This is a genomic window from Labrys okinawensis (assembly GCF_047345005.1).
Classification (GTDB): domain Bacteria; phylum Pseudomonadota; class Alphaproteobacteria; order Rhizobiales; family Labraceae; genus Labrys; species Labrys okinawensis.
In genome coordinates this window covers 61,879-79,340 of the sequence record NZ_CP178864.1, presented here as the reverse complement: position 1 = coordinate 79,340, position 17,462 = coordinate 61,879, and the positions used below count along the sequence as shown (strand labels likewise).

The 17,462-nt window shown below is 66.0% G+C and carries 13 protein-coding genes and 1 pseudogene; 7 read left to right on the top strand and 7 right to left on the bottom strand.

Annotation, left to right across the window (positions count from 1 at the left end; all coding sequences use genetic code 11):
* Positions 1–115 precede the first annotated feature (115 nt).
* Both ACMDCR_RS00360 and ACMDCR_RS00355 read right to left on the bottom strand, forming a co-directional pair.
* Positions 116–3,313 (bottom strand): adenylate/guanylate cyclase domain-containing protein, encoded by a 3,198-nt coding sequence (locus ACMDCR_RS00360; protein ID WP_413990646.1) that lies wholly within the window; start codon positions 3,311–3,313, stop codon positions 116–118.
* Positions 3,314–3,693: 380 nt separating this feature from the next.
* On the bottom strand, positions 3,694–4,581 hold the full coding sequence (locus tag ACMDCR_RS00355) for a bifunctional 5,10-methylenetetrahydrofolate dehydrogenase/5,10-methenyltetrahydrofolate cyclohydrolase (protein ID WP_413990645.1): 888 nt from the start codon (positions 4,579–4,581) through the stop codon (positions 3,694–3,696).
* A 180-nt stretch (positions 4,582–4,761) separates the two neighbouring features.
* Here ACMDCR_RS00355 and ACMDCR_RS00350 point away from each other — a divergent pair, with 180 nt between their 5' ends.
* Together ACMDCR_RS00350 and ACMDCR_RS00345 are read left to right on the top strand one after the other, a co-directional pair.
* Positions 4,762–5,826, top strand: a complete 1,065-nt coding sequence (locus tag ACMDCR_RS00350; protein ID WP_413990644.1) for a L,D-transpeptidase family protein — start codon at positions 4,762–4,764, stop codon at positions 5,824–5,826.
* A gap of 88 nt (positions 5,827–5,914) precedes the next feature.
* Entirely contained in the window at positions 5,915–9,217 is a 3,303-nt protein-coding gene (locus ACMDCR_RS00345; protein ID WP_413993788.1) for a GH36-type glycosyl hydrolase domain-containing protein, read from the top strand.
* A gap of 64 nt (positions 9,218–9,281) precedes the next feature.
* On the opposite strand, the gene ACMDCR_RS00340 is transcribed toward ACMDCR_RS00345, so the two are convergent.
* On the bottom strand, positions 9,282–9,593 hold the full coding sequence (locus tag ACMDCR_RS00340) for a hypothetical protein (RefSeq protein WP_413990643.1): 312 nt from the start codon (positions 9,591–9,593) through the stop codon (positions 9,282–9,284).
* Between the two features lie 24 nt (positions 9,594–9,617).
* Entirely contained in the window at positions 9,618–9,839 is a 222-nt protein-coding gene (locus ACMDCR_RS00335) for a SlyX family protein (protein WP_413990642.1), read from the bottom strand.
* Between the two features lie 61 nt (positions 9,840–9,900).
* Between ACMDCR_RS00335 and ACMDCR_RS00330 the strand changes: the two genes are divergently transcribed.
* On the top strand, positions 9,901–10,695 hold the full coding sequence (locus tag ACMDCR_RS00330; RefSeq protein ID WP_413990641.1) for a restriction endonuclease: 795 nt from the start codon (positions 9,901–9,903) through the stop codon (positions 10,693–10,695).
* Here the strand turns inward: ACMDCR_RS00330 and ACMDCR_RS00325 are convergent.
* A complete protein-coding gene (locus ACMDCR_RS00325; protein WP_413990640.1) occupies positions 10,667–11,671 on the bottom strand; it encodes an AraC family transcriptional regulator in 1,005 nt (334 codons plus the stop codon). The genes ACMDCR_RS00330 and ACMDCR_RS00325 overlap by 29 nt on opposite strands.
* Positions 11,672–11,748: 77 nt before the next feature.
* Between ACMDCR_RS00325 and ACMDCR_RS00320 the strand changes: the two genes are divergently transcribed.
* A complete protein-coding gene (locus ACMDCR_RS00320) occupies positions 11,749–12,951 on the top strand; it encodes an MFS transporter (protein WP_413990639.1) in 1,203 nt (400 codons plus the stop codon).
* Positions 12,952–12,971: 20 nt separating this feature from the next.
* Here ACMDCR_RS00320 and ACMDCR_RS00315 read toward each other — a convergent pair whose 3' ends face one another.
* Positions 12,972–14,063, bottom strand: coding sequence for a citrate synthase/methylcitrate synthase (locus ACMDCR_RS00315; RefSeq protein WP_413990638.1), 1,092 nt, complete (start codon positions 14,061–14,063; stop codon positions 12,972–12,974).
* A gap of 85 nt (positions 14,064–14,148) precedes the next feature.
* Between ACMDCR_RS00315 and ACMDCR_RS00310 the strand changes: the two genes are divergently transcribed.
* The 3 genes and pseudogenes from ACMDCR_RS00310 (at position 14,149) to ACMDCR_RS00300 (ending at position 16,941) form a co-directional block, all read left to right on the top strand.
* Complete coding sequence (locus ACMDCR_RS00310) at positions 14,149–15,327, top strand: citrate synthase (RefSeq protein WP_413990637.1); 1,179 nt, start codon at positions 14,149–14,151, stop codon at positions 15,325–15,327.
* Between the two features lie 268 nt (positions 15,328–15,595).
* Positions 15,596–16,330: pseudogene (locus ACMDCR_RS00305) on the top strand (magnesium chelatase domain-containing protein); the annotation flags it as partial.
* Between the two features lie 68 nt (positions 16,331–16,398).
* Entirely contained in the window at positions 16,399–16,941 is a 543-nt protein-coding gene (locus ACMDCR_RS00300; protein WP_413990636.1) for a hypothetical protein, read from the top strand.
* Between the two features lie 286 nt (positions 16,942–17,227).
* On the opposite strand, the gene ACMDCR_RS00295 is transcribed toward ACMDCR_RS00300, so the two are convergent.
* Positions 17,228–17,458: a helix-turn-helix domain-containing protein gene (locus ACMDCR_RS00295; RefSeq protein ID WP_413990635.1), complete on the bottom strand. Its 231-nt coding sequence runs from the start codon at positions 17,456–17,458 to the stop codon at positions 17,228–17,230.
* Between the last annotated feature and the right edge of the window lie 4 nt (positions 17,459–17,462).

Below are 17,462 nucleotides of genomic sequence, written 5' to 3'. Positions count from 1 at the left end.
GAACATTTCATTTTCAGACCAGACCAACAAGAAACGCAAAATTCAGTAAGGACCGACGAGCCAAGCTGGAAATCCGCTCCTGCGCGAATGCTCTTTTGCTCAAGTAGCCCCCGGGTCAACATAGAAACGGCAGAACCATCAGCGCATCGGGCTGGAGCCCGGCGCGTTGGCAGACCTCGTCGGATTTGGCCAAGTATAGCTCCGCCGAGGCCCGGTTCCCAGCGTCCAGATGAAGCGTGCCGAGACCGTCATAGCAAGGAAAGAGGAATTGCGGTTCGCCCATCTCCTCGGCCAGATGGAGCGCTTCCTCGTAGGACGCCAAAGCGAGCGCGTGGTCGCCCCGGCATTGATAGATCTGGCCGAGTATGATGAGCGGGGCAGCCAGATGATCGAAGAGCCCAAGCCGACGATCGAGATCGGCAGCTCTCTGCGCCGCCTCGACGCCTTCGTCTTCGCAACGGTCGGTCAAAGCGCAGTAGGACACGGCGAGATTGGCGTAGATACGGGACTGGAAGCCGAGATCGCCCACTTTCTTGGCCGTCTCCAGCCCCCGCAGACAGGTGCCGATGCTCCGCTGCGGGTTGAGCGAGGAGTAGAGGACACCGAGATTCGTATAGCCGCGGCAGGCGGCCTGCAGCAGGGCATGCTCCTCCGCCAGCCTGACGCTCTGCTCGATATGGTCGACCGCGTCGGACGGCCGGCCGCTGCGGGCAAGCGCCACGCCGATCGTGTTGTAGGCATGGGCGCGCGTGGCGGCGAGTTCGCGAAGGCGCTCCGGCTCCGCGCCAGTGCCGTTGTCGCGATCCGCCTCGGCCAGGGCCCGCTCCGCCCAGGCAATCGCTCCGGCATTGTCACCGGCGCGAAAGGCGAGCCGGCCGGTTTCCTCGAGCAGTTCCGCGCGTTCCAGCCAGTAGCCCTCATCTCCGAGCAGGGCGAGGCCCCGGGCGAAACAGGCCGCAGCCTCTTCACGCTCGCCCGACTCCCAATGCAGACAGCCGCTCTTGCGGTAGAGGCGGGCAGCACCGGCATGATCCATGCTGGCTTCGAAATCCCGCAGTACCGCCTCGTAGTGAACCGCCGCCTCGGTGCGCCGTTCGGCCAGCGCCAGAAGATCGGCCATCCTCTCGCGGATGGAGCGGATGTCGCCTTCGCAGGCCGGGTTGCCCTGCAAGGTGCTCAAGGCACGCTCGTAATGCCTGATGGCGTCCTCATTGGCATAGAGCCCGCGAGCCCAATCGCCGGCCGCCATCAGGTAGCGCGCGCCCCTCGTCTTGTCGGCGCTCAGGCTCCAATGGTGTCCCAGGGCTTCGAGATCGCTCAGCCTTTCGGGATGTTCGCCCACGGCGCGTTCGAGCGCGCGGCCAGCCCGCTCATGCAGTTCGGTCCTGCGGGCAAGCAGCAGGTTCTGATAGACCGCCTCATGCACGAGCGCATGCCGGAAGCGATAGCAATCATCTTCCTCGCCAGGATCGGCCGGGCGGAGAAGGTCCGCCTCGATGAGCTGTTGCAGCCTGCCCTCGACGGCACGCCCATCCGTTGCGATATCACGCAGGAGCGCGAGCCCTCCCGTCACGCCCAGCACGGCCGCCTCCTGGAGCAGCCGCCGCACCTCGGCGGGCAGCGCGTCGACCCGCGACAGGAGCAGGCCTTGCAGGGTAGCGGGAACCTCCCGTGCATCGAGTGGCGCCGCGCGCATCCATCGATTGCCATGGCGCACCAGCACGCCCCGGCTCACGAGACTGCGGACAATCTCCTCCACGAACAACGGGTTGCCTCCGGACCGGGCGGCGATGAAGCTGCCGATCTCCTGCCCCAGGTCTTGACTCCTCGCTTGTCCGATCGCTTGGCCGCCATCATCCGCGACTTCGCCGAACAAACTGGTGACGATGGCCCGCGTGTCTTCCTGTGAAAGGGGTGCGAGGCGGATGGTCGACCGTTCCGCACGCAAAGCGGGCGGCACACGTCCCTCGGGACGACGCGACAGCACCAGCATGAAGCAGCGATCGGAGAGTTGGTCGGCGACATCGCACAGGAGCGATACCGAGGCTGCATCCGCCCAATGGATATCGTCGACGATGAAGAGGAGGTGGCCCTGGTCGAGCCGTCGCTCGATCAGCAGGCGTGCGGCGAGCGCGATCTGGCGTTTAAGCTGTTCGGGCGCGAGTTCGGGCCGCTCGGAATCTTCCAAGCCCAGCATGTAACTAAGCATCGGCGCGATCGCGTCCGCCGTCTCGGCCTCCGCCCCAAGCGACCGCAGCCCCACAGCGAGCTTGGTCCGTGCCGCCTCAAGCGAGTCATCGGGACGCACCTGATAGCCCTCCCGGAACAAGGTGCCGAACACGCCATAGGTCGGTTCACCCCGCGACGAGCACGAAGCGTGGCGGACGGCGCCGCCGGCAAGCCCGCCCCGCGCCTCCAGCGCCGCCAGGAATTCCGCGATCAGGCGTGATTTGCCCGACCCCGCCTCGCCGGCGAGATCGACGACTTGGGAGCGGCCCGTCCGCATCCGGTCGAAGGCGGCCGTCAGCTGCGCCAGCTCGCCGGCGCGCCCGGTCATCGGGCTTGCGAGCCCATGGGCCGCCAGTCCGCGGCCTGAGGCCGGAGCGGCCAGCAGGCCCGTAAGGGGGTAGGCCAGGACGGGTTCCACCTTGCCCCTCAGCGACAGCGCGCGCGCCGGTCCGAAGGTGAAGCGGTGTCGCGTCAGGGCCCCCGTCGCCTCGGAGACGAGGATGACGCCCGAGGCCTCGGCAAGCAGGCGTGCGGTGGTATTCACGGTGTCGCCGGTCACGGCATAGGCGGCCGTGGAGGTCCGTCCGAGATGCCCGGCCACCACGGGTCCGGTATGGACACCGATATGAAGGCCTATCGTCTGCCCGAGGCGGACGGCCCATTGCTCATTGAGCCGCGTGAGGGCAGCGACCATGTCCAGTGCCGCGTTGAGCGCACGCTCGGGATCGTCCTCATGGGCAAGGGGAGCGCCGAACACCGCCAGCACGGCATCCCCGATGAATTTCTCGACGAAGCCGTCATGGCGCGCGACCGCCTGCGCCAGGATCTCGAACAAGGCGGTCTGAAAGCCGCGCAGCTCCTCGGGATCGACCCGTTCGGCCAGGGTGGTGAACCCGGTGACGTCGGCGAAGAGCACCGTGACCTGCCGCCGGTCCGCCTCGCGCTCCTCGTGCGGCGGAGCGGTCGAATCGGGGGGTGCACCGGCGGCTTCCGGCACGGCGCTGCCGTTGGCCTGCCGCCGCCCGCAGCGCGGGCAGAACGCAAAGCCTGGCGCGAGTTCGAAACCGCAACCGGCACACACCATAGGATGGCCCGCATCGTGACGCGAGCTTCTCGGGCTAGGTTGATCCCGGGACCTCGGTAGGCCGGATCTTTCGCCCCGCTCACATCATCGAAGTGTAGGCGGGCGCTGCGTCGACCGCAAGCAACGCAGCGTCATCCTTTAAGCTCAACACGGGAGGAAGGAGGCACTGTCATTCCCGGCGATGCCAAAGGCATCGGGAAGGGAATCCAGGGGCCAAGGTCTCGACGGGTGCCCCTGGATTCCCTTCCCCTCGCCCTTTCTCGCCTTGCTCGAAAGCGGCTCGGCCGGGAATGACAGGAGCCCGAGACTGCTCTCCCGGTTTAGAGCTATTGCTCTGCCTCGGTTCACTTTGGGCGCCGCATGGCAAGGCCGAGCCGCGCCTATCCCTTCGCCCGCGCCTCTGCGGCCACGACCGTGTTGTGCAGCAGGCAGGCCACAGTCATCTTGCCCACGCCTCCGGGCACCGGGGTAATGTAGGACGCCTTGCCCATCGCCTCCGTGGTGGCGACGTCGCCGACGATGCGGCCCTTGCCGTCCTCGGTGGGCACCCGGTTGATGCCGACATCGATGACCACGGCGCCTTCCTTGATCCAATCGCCCCTCACCATCTCCGGACGACCCACGGCGGCGACGAGGATGTCGGCCTCGCGGCATACCGCCGGCAGGTCCTTGGTGCGCGAATGTGCGATGGTCACCGTGCAGTCATTGGCGAGCAGGAGCTGGGCCATAGGCTTGCCGACGATGTTTGAGCGGCCGACCACCACGGCGTTCTTGCCGGAGAGGCCGGCCTTGCCCACGGTATCGAGCAGCATCATAAGGGAACCCAGCGGCGTGCAGGGGATCAGCATCGCCTCCGGATCGATCTTGGCCGATGTGAAGAGCTTGCCGACATTCATCGGGTGGAAGCCGTCGACATCCTTGGCGGGATGGATGGCGTCGATCATCATCTGGCCGTCGAGATGGCCGGGCAGCGGGAGCTGCACGAGGATGCCGTCGACACCGGGATCGGCGTTGAGGCCATTGATGACGCCAAGCAGCTCTTCCTTGCCGATGGCCTCGGGCAGTTCGATCAGGCGGCCGTCGATGGCCGTCTCATGCGCCATCTTGGCCTTGGTGTTCACATAGGCGCGGCTGGCCGGGTTGTTGCCGACGATCACCACATCGAGGCGCGGCTGGCGGCCATGGGCGGCGGCAAACGCCTCCGCGCGAACCTTGGTGCGGGCGCGGACATTGGCCGCGTGGACATTTCCGTCAATCAATTCGGTCATGGCGCAACTTTCATTCTCTCGAAACAGCGCGGTCTTATAGCGTGGCGACCACGATTTCCAGCCATCTTGGGCCGTCCTGTTCTGTTCTGATTTGTCCGGTGAATGAGCCAGGTCGCATGGACCAGGGAACCTCCCGGGCCGTCAGCGACTTGTCTTGGCATAATCGCCGGGAGACAGTTCATGCGCCTGATTGCGATCTTCGCCAGCCTTATCCCGATCCTGCTCGCGGGATCCGCCCTTGCGGCCAAGCTCGATACGCAGAGCATCAATGCCGCGACCTTCTCCGCCGCCGATCTAGCCGGCAAGCCGCGTGGCCCGCGTGCCTCGCTCGTCAAGGCGCAGATCCTGCTCGACCGTGCTGGCTATTCGCCTGGCGAGATCGACGGCCGCCACGGCGACAATTTCGCCAAGGCGCTCGCTGCCTTCCAGGCGGACCATGGCCTGCCCTCGACGGGCGAACTCGACCAGGCGAGTTGGGACAGCCTGGCGGGCACGGGGCAGGAGCCGGTGGTGACGGACTACGAAGTCACCCGACAGGATTTGCGCGGTCCCTTCACCAAGCGTATCCCGGTGAAGTTCGAGGCCATGGCGCATCTGCGCCGGCTCGGCTATCGCAATGTGCAGGAGGAACTGGCCGAGAAATTCCACATCAGCCCAGAACTCCTCAGCGCGATGAACCCGCGCGAGCGCTTCAAGAAGCCCGGCGACACCATTGCGGTCGCCGCCGTCGTGCAGCCGGACCTCGCCCGGGTCAAGGCCAACCGCCGCGCGCCGCAGCCGGGCGATGCGACGCGGCTCGAGGTCGACAAGGACAAGCTCACGCTGAAGGCGTTCGACGCCACCGGCAAGCTCCTCCACTTCTTTCCTGCGTCGGTGGGTAGCGAAGACAAGCCGGCCCCCTCGGGCACACTTGAGATCGAAAGGGTGAATCTTCGGCCGGACTACACCTACAATCCGAAATATGCCTTCAAGGGCGTCAAGGCCAAACATCCCTTCACCATTGCGCCGGGGCCGAACAATCCGGTCGGGTTGGCATGGATCGACCTCAGTGCCGAAGGTTACGGCATTCACGGCACGCCCGATCCCGGCCGCATTTCGAAGCGCTACTCCCATGGCTGCATCCGCCTGACCAACTGGGACGCGCTCACCCTCGCCACCCTGGTGCGCCGGGGCGTGCAGGTGACCTTCGTCGGCGACGGGCCGCAACCGGCCACAACCGATCCGACGGTCGACAAGGCCAATTGACAGTTACGCTTTTTCCGAACGGAGTGTGCACCCAATGGGGCAGGACCATCCGGCGCGATTCGACGGCGCCGGCGCGAAGGAGGAAGACATGGCCGACGGCGGCAAGCGTCAATTCAGCATCCCGCGCGAGGCGGATCTCAAGCTCCGGTCGATCACCAATACGGCGGGGCTGACGGTGAGCTTTGCCGCCAACGGCACCGTCTTCGCCATCGAGCATCGCGACACCAAGGCCCCGGTGACCATCAACCAGGTTCTCGGCTCGCCCATCCATGGCGGCATCGGGCGGATCTATCTGCGCGCCGGCGGCAAGAAACCCTTCGTGGCCGAGCTGGTCGGGCCCGAGGCGAAGGTGGAATTCGTCGCAGGCGAGAGCAGCGCCGGCTGGGCGGGACAGGCCGGCGGCATCGATTTCCGCGTAACCCTCTGCCTGCACCCGAGCGAGCTCGCATGGTTCTGGGATGTCACCCTTTCCGGCCACGGCGACACGCCCTGCGATATCGTCTTCGTGCAGGACATCGGTCTTGGGCCGCGCGGCTTCCTGATGAACAGCGAGGCCTATGTCTCCCAATATCTCGACCATCATATCGGAGATCATCGGCAGTTCGGTCCAGTAATAATGAGCCGGCAAAATTTAGGCCAGGCAGGTAAATTTCCCTGGGTTGCGCATGGCTGCCTGCAGGGCGTGAAGAGTTTCGCCACCGACGCCCTGCAGCTCTTCGGCCCCGATTACCGCTTCTCGGGCACGATCCGGCAGGCATTCGGCACGGATCTGCCCAATATCCGCCAGCAACATGAGGTCGGCTGCATCGGGCTCCAGTCCCTGCCACTGACGCTCTCGGGGTCGGGTGCGGCCGAGATCATCTTCTTTGGGCGGTTCGAACCGGATCATCGCGACGCATCGAGCGGCGCAGACTTAAGCCGGCTAAGTAATATTACCTCTCTGCGCCAGGATATCGGGCCGGTCTCGCTGCCGGCAGCCGCGAGGCCCTTGCGCAGCCTGCTGCAGGATGCAAAACCTCTTGCCGTCGAGGCGCTCGATGCAGCGCTGGTCGGTCGGCTCTACCCAACCCGCAAGGCCGAGGAAAGGCAGGGCGAAACCCTGCTCTCCTTTTTCGTGCCCGAGGGCGGGCAGAACCGCCATATCGTACTCGCCGCCAAGGAACGCCAGGTGCCGCGCCGCCATGGCGCCCTGTTGCGCAGCGGCGGGAGCATGAAACTCGATGAGTCCACGCTCTGCTCCACCGCCTGGATGCATGGCGTGTTCTCCGCCCAGCTCACCATCGGCAACACCTCCTTCCACAAGCTGTTCTCGGTCTCGCGCGACCCCTACAACCTCACCCAGGCGAGCGGGCTGCGCATGCTCGTGGACCTTGGCCAGGGCGGCGATCATCCCTGGCAGCTCCTGACTGTGCCCTCGGCTTTCGATATCGGTCTCAATGACGCGAAATGGATCTACCGCCTCGCCGACCGCACCATCACCGTGCATGCCATCGCCGCCGGCGATGCGCCCGGCATGCAGTGGCGCGTCAGCGTCGAAGGCCACGCCTGCCGATTCCTCGTCTTCGGCCATGTCGTGATGGGTGAGCGCGACTATGAGCAGACCGGCACGGTCGACATCGACGCCGAGGCTAAGAAGATCACGCTCCGCCCGGGCGGGGACTGGCTGTGGGGACAGACTTATCCCGAGGCGGCCTATCATCTCGTCACCTCGACGCCAGCGGCCGTGGAGGCCATCGGCGGCGACGAACTCCTCTACGAGGACGGCACGGCCCACGGCGGCGGCTTCATCGCCCTGCGTACGGCGCCGACCACGGAACTCGTCTTCGCCGTCACCGGCTCGATGACATCCGCCGCAGAGGGCGTGGCACTCGCCCAACGTTTCGCCGCCGGCCCGGATGCCGAGAGTCTGCTCGCGCCGGCCCGCCGGTTCTGGAGCCATCTCACCCGCGACCTGCATCTGGAAGGCTCCGACCCGGTGGTGGAGGCGCAGGACCTGATGCTGCCCTGGCTCGCCCATGACGCCATGATGCATCTCACCGTTCCACACGGTCTCGAGCAATATACCGGCGCCGCCTGGGGCACGCGCGACGTCTGCCAGGGCCCGATCGAGCTGATGCTGGCGCTCGAGCACGATGCCGAGGTCAAGGACATCCTGCTCACCCTGTTCGGCGAGCAGTCGCAGGCCAAAGGCGACTGGCCGCAGTGGTTCATGCTCGACCCCTACCCCTATATCCGCGCCGGTGACAGCCATGGCGACGTCATCGTCTGGCCGCTCAAGGCGCTATGCGACTATGTCGAGGCCACAGGCGACCTCACCATCCTCGACGAGACGGCCGCCTGGCGCGATGCCAAGAACGCCCCCACCGCCGAGACGGCCACGCTCGCCGCCCATGTCGAGAAGCTGCTCGAAACCGTGACGGCGAGCTTCATCCCGAACACCAGCCTGGTGCGCTATGGCGAGGGCGACTGGAACGATTCCCTCCAGCCTGCCGACCCGCACTTGCGCGACTGGATGGTGTCGAGCTGGACGGTGGCGCTGCTCTACGAGCAGGTCGTACGCTATTCCGCCATCCTCAAGCGCCGCGGCGAGGCGGCGCGCGGCGCCGAGCTTTCCGACCTCGCGGCCAGGATGCGCAGCGACTACAACCGCCACCTCATCCGCGACGGCGTGGTGGCGGGCTATGGCCTGTTCGATCCCAAAGCATTTTCAGGCACTGAAAATGCGTCGCAACATGGAGAGTCTATCCATGATGGGGTCGAGCTGCTGCTGCATCCCTCCGACACCCGCACTGGCCTGTCCTACTCGCTGATCTCGATGACGCAGCCGATCATCGGCGAACTGTTCACATCGGACCAGGCGCGCGACCACCTCGGCGTGATCAGCGAGCATCTTCTGCTGCCGGACGGCGCCCATCTGATGGACCGCCCGGCGGCCTATAGCGGCGGCCCGGAGAAACTGTTCCGCCGCGCCGAATCCGCCTCCTTTTTCGGGCGAGAGATAGGCCTGATGTATGTGCACGCGCATCTGCGCTATTGCGAGGCGCTGGCCAAGCAGGGCGAGGCGCAGAAGGTCTGGGAGCAATTGGCGCTCGCCAACCCGATCGCGGTCACCGGACGCCTGCCCAATGCGTCGCTGCGCCAGCGCAACACCTATTTCTCCTCTTCCGATGCCGCGTTCCTCGACCGCTATGCGGCCAGCGCCGAATGGACCCGGGTACGGGCGCAGACCATCGCGGTGGACGGCGGCTGGCGCATCTATTCGAGCGGCCCCGGACTCTATACGCGCGCCTTGGTCGAGCTCGTGCTGGGCAGGCGTCGCCATTTCGGGGAGAGAGTAAGCCGGCCGCTGATGCCAGAGGTGCTGAAGGGGAGCCGGTCGAATTTGGGCTGATTTTCCCGGGTGCGCGGACATCACAGCGACATGCTTGCATGTCGCGATGTCCGCGCACCCGGGATCAGTCCCCCTCCTTCTTGCCCTGCCGCTTCTTGTCGCGCCGCCTTTGCTTGCGCAGTTCCGCGCTCTCATGGATCCCGAAGGTCGAGGGCGGCTTCTTCTTGCGCGAGGCTGCCTTCTTCTCGGCCCGCGCCCTGTCCTTCAACAGCGCATCCACTGCCTTGAGCTGTTCCTCGGTGAAGTAGAGGTCTCGGCCCACGGCCGTGAAGAAGCCGTGCTGGCGGGCGACATTGCCGAGAGCCTTGGCCTCGGTCTCCAGGCGACGGGCAGCCTGGGCCAGGGTGATCAGCGGGGGCGTGGGAGATTCGGGCACGGGCTCTTCCAGGGTGAGGCTCTTTCAATAATGCGGTGGTGGTGGTTCGGGCAAGCCGGCGAGATCGGCGCGCTGCTCGCCCACCGCCACCCGATCCTCGATCTGAGCAAGCTGGCGCGTCAGCCCGTCGATCTGCTTCCACTGCGCGATGATGGCCTTGTTCAGATCCTCGATGGTCTCATCCTGGAAGGTCAGTCGCATTTCGAGCGCATCGATGCGGGCGCTCAGGCTCTCGATCTCGGTCATGCCGACCTCCTATCAGGTTCTGCTGCACCTCTTGGCAACAATTTCAGGTTAGAACCAGCCCATGCTTTGGGGATTCGGCATATTCAGGCCGTCGACATGGGTCAGCCTGACCAAATACGCGATCGTGTTCATCGTCGCGATGAATCTGGCGCGCCTCGAACGCCTCACGGGCCGGGCTGCAGCCATCGCCGCGGTCGGGCTGGCGCTGGTGATTCTGCTCACCTGGCTCGGCATCCTGCCTCTCGGCGGCGACAAGCCGGAATGGCGCCGCCTGATCCGCCGCCACAGCAGGGCGCTCACCAAGCGCTACCGCCAGCTGGTGCGTGTCAACGCCTATGGTGCCGAGGAATTCGACAAATGGCATGACGAGCTGGTGCGCTTTCGTGAAGCGGTGAAGCTCAACCTCGACGAGGAGGCCATTCCGCGCTTCGACGCCTTCGCCACTCGCATGGTGAAGGCCTGGGCCGCCGCCGAGCCCGACACCCGTATCCCCGAGGCCATGGATGAGATCACGCCCGAGGATTACGAACACCTCTGCGCCGACCTCCTGCGCAAGGCGGGCTGGGAGGCCGAGGTTACCGGCCAGTCCGGCGACCAGGGGGTCGACATCCTGGCGCGCAGGGACGACATGGTCGTCGCCCTGCAATGCAAGCTCTATTTCGGCAATCCCGTCGGCAACAAGGCCGTCCAGGAGGCCCACGCCGCCGCCGGCTTCAGCGACTCCGACTATGCCGTAGTGGTTTCGAACCGCGACTTCACCAAGGCCGCCGAACAACTGGCCCGAAAACTGGGGGTGCTGCTGCTCCACCACAGCGAGCTGGAGGATCTCAAGGAGATGCTGGAGGAGGGGCGTTGACAAACCTCGCCGCACCGGGCGGATGGCCCATCACCCGCTTGAAGGCCCGGCTGAACGCCGCTTGCGAGCCATAGCCCAGGCGTTCGGCGGCGGTTTCGATGGGCATGCGGTCGCGGCCAATCCATTCGGCGGCGAGGCGCATGCGCAGTTCCGTCACGTAGCGCAGCGGCGTCTGGCCGGTCACGGCGAGGAAGCGTTCGGCGAAGGCCGAACGGGAGCTGCCGGTCTCGCTAGCGAGTTCCTCCACCGTCCAGTTGCGGCCAGGATCGCGGTGCAGGGCGCCGATGGCGCGGCTAAGTCTGGGGTCGCGCAGCGCTTCGAGCCAGCCGCGAACGTCGTCGCAGCCGCATTCCACCCAGCCGCGCACGATCGAAGCGGACACGACATCCGCCAGCCGCGCCAATATGCCAGCAGAACCAGCGCGTTCCGTGCGCACCTCGCGTTCCATGGCCTGGAGCATCGGCGCGATCTCGGGCTGGCGGGCCAATAGCGTGCCGACCAGCATCACCTCCGGCATCAGGCCGATGAGGGGATGCATGCCGCCGAGGTCGAATTCCATGCAGCCGCTGAACACCAACGCATCCTTGCTGCGGCAGCTTGCCTCCGCGCAGGCCTCGATGGCGCAGACGCAGTGACAGAGCTCGGTGGTCTCGAAGCTGTCGACGTCGCGGCTCGGCAAATCCGGCGCCGAGACGAGGTCGTGTGCTCCGCCACGCGGCAGCAGCACGGCATCGCCCGCCTCCAGCCGATGCACCGTCTCCCCCAGCCCCCGCAGGAACACCGTGCCGGCGGCCACGAAATGGAATTGCGCCCGCCCGGCCACGGTGCCGAAGCGGATGCCGAAGGGTGCCGTCATCTCCATGCGCCGATACTGCACCCCCGTAAGGCGCATGCCGAGCAGCAGTTCGCTCACCAGATCCGACGCGCTGGACGTGTGGCGAGGAGCCCCAAGAGATTTGGACGAATGATCAAGCATTTTGGATTTCATGACATAGATCGTCCGACATGTCCACCTTATGTTTGCTGCACTGCAAAACCACTAAGGTGCATGACATGAGCAACTCAACTTCGGGGGCCTCCCCGGCGCCGGCGCGCCAGACAGCCGCCTGGGGCGCGGTAATCTCGATGCTGCTCGGCGTCTTCGGGCTGGTGACGGCGGAATTCCTGCCGGCCAGCCTGCTGACGCCGATCGCCCGCGACCTCCGCGTCACCGAAGGCCTGGCCGGGCAGGCGGTGACGGCGACCGCCAGCGTCGCCCTGATCACCAGCCTGCTCGTGGCGAGCCTGAGCCGCAGCGTCGACCGGCGCCATCTCCTGCTCGGCTTTTCCGTGCTGCTGATCGCCTCCAACCTGCTGGTGGCGAGCGCCACGAGCCTCACAGCCCTGGTGCTCGGGCGCGTGGCGCTCGGCGTCGGGTTGGGCGGCTTCTGGACCATGGCGGCTGCCACCGCGATGCGGCTGGTGCCGGAGGCGCAGGTGCCGCGCGCCCTTTCGATCATTTTCACCGGCGTTTCCGCCGCCACCATCTTCGCCGCGCCCTTCGGCAGCTTCGTCGGCGAGATCGCGGGCTGGCGCACGGTATTCCTGCTGGCGGCCGGCCTCGGTGCCCTCGCCCTCGTCGTACAGTTCGCCACGCTGCCGAGCATGGCGCCGCAAGGCCATGCCCGCCTGCGCACCTTGATCGACGTGCTGGCTCGGCCCCAGATAGGTCTCGGCATGATCGCCGTCACCTTGGTGTTCACCGGCCATTTCGCGCTCTTCACCTATATCAGGCCCTTCCTGGAGACAGTGACGGGGGTGGGCGTCGGCGGCATGTCGGCCATCCTGCTCGGCTTCGGCATCGCCAATTTCCTCGGCACGCTGCTCGGCGGCTTCCTGCTGGAGCGCGATATGCGCCTCACCTTGACCGTGATGCCACTGGTGATGGGCGTCCTCGGCCTGGTGCTCGCCGCCCTCGGCAGCGCACCTTTAGCCGATGCGGTGATGATCGCGCTCTGGGGCCTCGCCTTCGGCGCCGTGCCGGTGGCCTGGTCGACCTGGCTCACCCGCGCCGTGCCGGACGAAGCCGAGAGCGGCGGCGGCCTGATCGTCGCCGCCGTGCAGCTTGCCATCTCGATCGGCGCCTCGGCGGGCGGGGTCTTCTTCGACGTCAGCGGGGCCCGAGGCGTCTATGCGGCCGCTGGCATCGTTCTTCTGGTGGCGACGCTGATCATCCTGGCGGGCGTGCGGAAGCAGACCGCGGTGGTGGCGGTGTAACGCCGGGAGCGCGGACGTCCCTACGCCGCCTGCTCCGGCCTCGGGCCGACATAGCGCGATTGCGGGCGGATCAGGCGACCATAGAGCGTCTGCTCGCGGGCATGGCCGATCCAGCCTGCGACCCGGCCCATGGCGAAGACGCCGGTAAAGCTCTCGCGCGGAAAGCCGAGGGCCTCCAGCAGCAGGGCGGTGTAGAACTCGACATTGATCTGCAGCGGCCGGTCCGGCTTGCGGCGGGCGAGGATGCGAGTGGCGGCGGCCTCCACGGCCTCGGCCAAGGCGAGGCGGCCTTCGGTCTGCTCGCCGCCGGCCACGAGGGCGCGCACCGAGCGTTTCAGCGCTTCCGCTCTCGGGTCGCGCACGCGGTAGATGCGATGGCCGAAGCCCATGAGCCGCTCGCCCTTGTCGAGGCTCGCCTCCAGCCAGGCTTCCGCCTCCTCCGGCGCGCCGATGCCGTCGAGCATGTCGAGCACCGGACCGGGCGCGCCGCCATGCAGCGGGCCCTTGAGGGCACTGAGCGCCGCGAGAATGGCAGATACCAGCCCGGCATGGGTGGAGGCGACGACGCGGGCCGTGAAGGTCGAGGCGTTGAGGCCGTGGTCGCTGACCGTCACCAGATAGGTGTCGAGTGCCGCCGCTGCTTCGTGCGCTGCGGCCTTGCCGTGCAGCATGCGCAGGATGTCGGCTGCATGGCCGGCGCCGGCCTCCGGCGCCACGGGCTGCTGTCCTCGGCGCTGGCGGATGAGGGCGGGCACCAGCACGGCCGGCGCCGCGATGAGGCGAAGGGCGGTGGCAAGATCCTCGCCGTCCGCGAGCGGTGCCATCGCGGCGCGCAGGGCCTCGGTAACAGGGAGCTGGCCAAGCCCCGCACTTGCAGGCACCAGGGCATCGAAGACTTCGGCTCGGGCAGCACCGAGGCGCGGAGCGAGTTCCTGTTCCCCCGGCAGGTCCTCGAAGAAGCCGGCGAGCAGAAGCGCGACGACCTCGTCATAACGATGGCGTCCGGCGAGATCGTCGAGGGAGTGCCCGCGGATAACCAGCCGTCCGGCCAGGCCATCCACATCGGACATCACGGTTTCGGTGGCAACGACATCATCCAATCCATTGTTCATCGCAATAACTCCAAGTGAGATTGCCCGGAGCATTCTCCCGGGATATATTGACGTCAATCTTGATTGAAATCGTCAATATATCGCCATGAGCTGGATCACCTCCGAACAGGCGCTCGCCATCCTGAAAGTCCAGCCGCAGACGCTCTACGCCAATGTCAGCCGCGGCAAGATCCGTACGCGGCCGAGCCCTGAGGACACGCGTCGCAGCCTCTATCATGGCGACGACGTCAAGGCCCTGGCGGGCCGCAATGCCGGCAGGCGCAGCGTCGCCGAGGTAGCGACCCACACCATCTCCTTCGGCGAACCGGTGCTCGCGTCCGGTATCTCGACCATCGCCGAGGGCCGCCTTTGGTATCGCGGCGAGGATGCGGCCGAGATGGCCGAGGAAGCGACGCTGGAAACGGTCGCCGCTTTGCTCTGGCAGGCCGGGCGGGTCACTTTCGAGGCGCCACCCACCGCCCGGGGCACGCCGGTCCCCTCCAATCCCTTCGAGGCGGGTCTGCTTGCTCTGGCCCGGCGGGCCAGTCATGATTTTCCGACCGGAGGGCGCTCCCGCACGATGCTCCGCCGCGAGGCGGCCGGTCTCGTCAGCACGCTTGCCACCGCCATGCTCGGTGGCACCGCCCACGCTGGCTTGCCGCTCCATGAGCGCGCCGCGCAGGCCTGGCAGGCGCCCGGCGCCTCGGACCTGGTCCGCCGCGTGCTGGTGCTGCTCGCCGATCATGAGCTCAACGCCTCCACCTTTGCCGCGCGCACCGCTGCATCCACCGGCGCGCCCCTCGCCGCCGGCCTGCTGGCTGGGCTCTCTACCCTAGCGGGACCCCTCCATGGCGGCGCCGCGCTCGGCGTGCAGGCCCTCGCCGACACCACACGCCGCATCGGCGCCCGTCGCGCCGTGCATGACTGGCTCTCGCGCGGCCATCGCCTCCCCGCCTTCGGTCACCCGCTCTATCCGGAAGGTGACGCGCGGGCGCGGGCCCTGCTGGCGCAGTTCGAACTGCCCGCCGCCTTCGCCGAGTTGCGAGAGGCGGTGGTCGCCCTCAGCGACGAGGAGCCCAATGTCGACTTCGCCCTCGCCGCCCTGGCCGATGCCTGCCGCCTGCCCGCGAACGCCCCACTCGCCTTGTTTGCCATCGCCCGCTCCGTGGGCTGGATTGCCCATATGCTGGAGCAGACGGAGCGCGGCGGTCTCATCCGGCCAAGAGCACACTACGATGGACCGGCTTTGAAGAGAGGGGGAGCGAGCCTGGAAGTCGCGACGTGAAAGCCTCCCCCACGAAGCTGGGGGAGGTGTCATTGCGGAGCAATGACGGAGGGGGTGTGGGCGGAGTGAGGCACCTGAACCGTTAGCTCATGTTGCGCTTCCCGCGCTTCCTCCTGACCACACCCCCTCCGAGCCGGCTTCGCCGGCCCACCTCCCCCAGCTTCGTGGGGGAGGCGAGTCGCGCTCCCTAAAATCACGTTCTGTTCTCCTCCCCTTGGCGTCACGTCACATCCTCGCTATCGTTGCGTCATGTGCAAGGGGAAGGCCAATGGTGTCGCGTGTCTCTACGGTAGCGTTCGAAGGCGTGGAGGCCCGCAAGGTCGACGTGCAGGTGCAGCTCATGCAGGGTTCGGTCGCCTTCACCATCGTCGGCCTGCCTGACAAGGCGGTGTCGGAGGCGCGTGAGCGGGTGCGATCGGCGCTGGTGGCCTCGGGCCTGGCGCTCCCGGGCAAGCGCATCACGGTCAATCTGGCGCCGGCCGACCTTCCAAAGGAAGGTGCGCATTTCGATCTTCCAATCGCCCTCGGGGTGATGGCGGCGATCGGCGCCATCCCTCATGATGCGCTGGAAGGCTATTGCGTGCTCGGCGAACTGGCGCTGGATGGCACCATCACTGCCGTAGCGGGCGTGCTGCCGGCCGCCGTCGCGGCCAATGGCAGGAGTCTTGGCTTGATTTGCCCCGCCGGCTGCGGGCCGGAGGCCGCCTGGGCCGCCGCCGAGATGGAGATCCTGGCGCCGCGTTCGCTGATCCAGCTGGTCAATCATTTCAAGGGCACGCAGCTCCTCTCCCGCCCGCAACCGCGCATCGCGGCGGCGCCGCAGGCCATGCCCGACCTCAAGGACATCAAGGGCCAGGAGACCGCCAAGCGCGCGCTGGAGGTCGCCGCCGCCGGCGGGCACAATCTCCTGATGATCGGGCCGGCCGGCTCCGGCAAGTCCATGCTGGCAGCGCGCCTGCCCTCGATCCTGCCGCCGCTGGTGGCCAGCGAACTCCTCGGCATTAGGTAGCAAACTCACCAATGAAAAGTTATCCACAGGCTCTCCACCATTGGAGCCAATGGGAAACACCAATGGAATTGCCAATGAGAACGACTCAGCCATATATCGCCATGACGGAGATCGGCATGCGCGACATTCGCAGGGACTTGCAGGAAAGGCTGGAGGTAGCGGAATCCAAATACCGTCGGTACGAGGAAACCTACAATCGCGAGCGTCAGAAACTCGAAATAGAGTTTCAACAACAACGAGCCAGTTTCGAGCGTGAACGGAACGCTCTTTTGGCGATCATTGATATCGAGAGCATTAGGGGAGGGGGCGAGACTGAATTGCCTTTCCCACCCCTACCGCCCCCGACAGGCTTCCGCCTGCCTTTGGGAGAATTTTTGATCACGGCCATCTTCACAGATGGACCTCTGAATAAGGACGACCTTCGTGAGAAGGCGGAGGCAGCAGGTTATTTCGATGATGACGAGAGCGCGGGTCGAAAGTTGCATGCGACCCTCATGAATATAACAACCGCTGGCAAGGTCGTGAAAGATGGTGATGGCAACTACACTTTTCCGACGCGCCGCCAAGCGATCCCAGATGCGAGTGATCCGGATGACTTCGGATAGCTCCGAAAATAATGAAGCCTCAGACACCGATCCGACCAAGGAACAGTCTGAGGCCTCATTTCCCAACAACCCAGAGCAGGGCCGTGAAGCCGGTCCCGGGCGGTGGCACATGATATTAGCGTAACACCAACATCACGGACGCTAGGCCGGGCTTTATGCTCGGCTTAGCAGTGGGGGCGGTTATTAGCCGGTGCTAGGGAACGATTTGCAGCGTCTCCCCCTAGGGTTCAACTCCCTCCGCCTCCACCTGCACCGTAGTGGAATCTGATATATTCGTCCAGTTCGATTAAGCCTCAAGCTTAGCGAAGGTCACCGCTTGTGCGCCGTTTTCAGAGGAAAACCCAATCCCTTGCGCGCGCAGCGCAGCTTCGACTGCCGCTAGATTATTCGCAATCGGAACGCGCCGTCCCTTCTCGAAATCCCGGATCGTCGAAAGGGAAACGTTGGCAGCGCTGGCAAGATCGGTTTGCGACCAATCCAGAAATCCACGAGCAGCACGAGATTGTTCAGGCGTCATCGCT

Bases quoted from the DNA above. Each gene is read 5' to 3' on its own strand.
- ACMDCR_RS00330 (WP_413990641.1), top strand. From the start codon at position 9,901: ATGCTTTGGGGATTCGGCATATTCAGGCCGTCGACATGGGTCAGCCTG.
- ACMDCR_RS00335 (WP_413990642.1), bottom strand. From the start codon at position 9,839: ATGACCGAGATCGAGAGCCTGAGCGCCCGCATCGATGCGCTCGAAATG.
- ACMDCR_RS00310 (WP_413990637.1), top strand. From the start codon at position 14,149: ATGAGCTGGATCACCTCCGAACAGGCGCTCGCCATCCTGAAAGTCCAG.
- ACMDCR_RS00360 (WP_413990646.1), bottom strand. From the start codon at position 3,313: ATGGTGTGTGCCGGTTGCGGTTTCGAACTCGCGCCAGGCTTTGCGTTC.
- ACMDCR_RS00315 (WP_413990638.1), bottom strand. From the start codon at position 14,063: ATGAACAATGGATTGGATGATGTCGTTGCCACCGAAACCGTGATGTCC.
- ACMDCR_RS00300 (WP_413990636.1), top strand. From the start codon at position 16,399: ATGGAATTGCCAATGAGAACGACTCAGCCATATATCGCCATGACGGAG.
- ACMDCR_RS00350 (WP_413990644.1), top strand. From the start codon at position 4,762: ATGCGCCTGATTGCGATCTTCGCCAGCCTTATCCCGATCCTGCTCGCG.
- ACMDCR_RS00355 (WP_413990645.1), bottom strand. From the start codon at position 4,581: ATGACCGAATTGATTGACGGAAATGTCCACGCGGCCAATGTCCGCGCC.
- ACMDCR_RS00320 (WP_413990639.1), top strand. From the start codon at position 11,749: ATGAGCAACTCAACTTCGGGGGCCTCCCCGGCGCCGGCGCGCCAGACA.
- ACMDCR_RS00345 (WP_413993788.1), top strand. From the start codon at position 5,915: ATGGCCGACGGCGGCAAGCGTCAATTCAGCATCCCGCGCGAGGCGGAT.
- ACMDCR_RS00295 (WP_413990635.1), bottom strand. From the start codon at position 17,458: ATGACGCCTGAACAATCTCGTGCTGCTCGTGGATTTCTGGATTGGTCG.
- ACMDCR_RS00325 (WP_413990640.1), bottom strand. From the start codon at position 11,671: ATGCTTGATCATTCGTCCAAATCTCTTGGGGCTCCTCGCCACACGTCC.